This window comes from Sphingomonas sp. 66-10 (assembly GCF_001897045.1).
Classification (GTDB): Bacteria; Pseudomonadota; Alphaproteobacteria; order Sphingomonadales; family Sphingomonadaceae; genus Sphingomonas; species Sphingomonas lycopersici.
In genome coordinates, this window is sequence record NZ_MKRR01000166.1 from 18701 (window position 1) to 20057 (window position 1357).

Consider the following 1357-nt stretch of genomic DNA (forward strand, 5'->3'; position numbering starts at 1 on the left):
CCGATCAGATTCTTCATATAGCCGTTATTCTGATCGTGAAGGTAGGTAACCTTGACGCTAAGCGGGCCAAGCGCGGGGAGATTGACTGTCACCCGCGTGCGGAAGGCGTCGTAATTGCCATAGGAGGCATAAGCATTGACGCCGAACTCGCCGGTCGGCGCCGCGGTGACGAGGCTGATCGCGCCGCCCGTCGCATTGCGCCCGAACAGCGTGCCCTGCGGCCCGCGCAACACCTCGACCCGCTCGATATCGGCGAGATCGAAGATCGCGCCGACCGAGCGACCAATATAGACGCCGTCAAGATAGATACCAACCTTGGGGTCGACAGAGTTGTTGGATACACCCGAGCTGATGCCACGAATAGAGATGGTCGGAATCGACTGCAAACCCTGACTCAGGATCTGCAGGTTCGGCGCAAGTCCGGTCAGGTCCGATACGTCGGTGACGCGAAAATTGCCCAACGTATCCTGGTTGAGCGCGGTAACCGCGACCGGCACGTTCTGCAAATTCTCCGCGCGGCGCTGCGCGGTGACGACGATATCGCTCAGCCCGCCCCCCGCGCTCGCCGCCGCGGGCGCGGCCTGGGCGGCATCGGTGGCCTGTGCGAACGCTTGCGATGAACTCAGCGCGCCGACCGCCGTGAACGAAAACAGCGCGGTGCGAAGTGACTTTTTCAGCATCATCCCTCCCCGAAACTGGTCGCGCCGATCCCCCGACAAAGCGTGGCCGACGTCGAATTACGCATGTGGAAAACCACGCCTCTTGATCGGGCGCTTGATTCTTTCGGATCGAATTCCCCGCGAGACTGCGTACTTCGTAACCGAAAATCAATACGCAAATTGAGGTTTGTTATGATATTTTGCGCGCAAACGCGTTACACGCCGGGCTGATTGTCGGGCACATGCACGACAAGACCGTCGAGTTCTTCGGTAATATGGATCTGGCAACTTAGCCGGCTCGTCGGCCTGACTTCGATCCTGTCGCCCAGCGCCTCGAGCATCGCCGCTTCGTCTTCGCCCGGCCCGCCGACCCGCGCCGCCCAGGCATCGTCGACATAGACGTGGCAGGTGCCGCACTGGCGCACGCCGCCGCACAAGGCGTCGATCCCGTCGACGAGATTGCCGACCGCGAGGTGCATCACCGCCATGCCCTCGAAATTGGTGCAGGTCCGCGCGCTGCCGTCGGGCTGGACGTAAGTGACCCGCGCCATCAGGCACCACCCTTGGCATGTGCGGGGCAACCGGCCGCGGCGGCGAGCGCGGCGATATCGGCGGGCGCGGCCTCCTCCAGTTTGCGGCGGCGATAACGCACCCGACACGGCTGCGCCGGCCAATAGGTGCCTGCCCCCGCGATCGGC

At 63.2% G+C, this 1357-nt stretch carries 2 protein-coding genes; both read right to left on the bottom strand.

Annotated features, from left to right (window positions below):
- Window positions 1-680: TonB-dependent receptor (locus BGN95_RS25940; RefSeq protein WP_286774504.1), on the bottom strand; the 680-nt coding region annotated here is incomplete at its 3' end.
- Window positions 681-874: 194 nt separating this feature from the next.
- The gene (locus BGN95_RS25945; protein WP_265268650.1) at window positions 875-1210 is read right to left on the bottom strand and encodes a 2Fe-2S iron-sulfur cluster-binding protein; all 336 of its coding nucleotides are present in this window, start codon (window positions 1208-1210) and stop codon (window positions 875-877) included.
- Window positions 1211-1357: the final 147 nt, after the last annotated feature.

What these genes read in the sequence shown, in the direction of transcription:
- BGN95_RS25945 (WP_265268650.1), bottom strand. Translation starts at nt 1,210, where the DNA reads ATGGCGCGGGTCACTTACGTCCAGCCCGACGGCAGCGCGCGGACCTGC.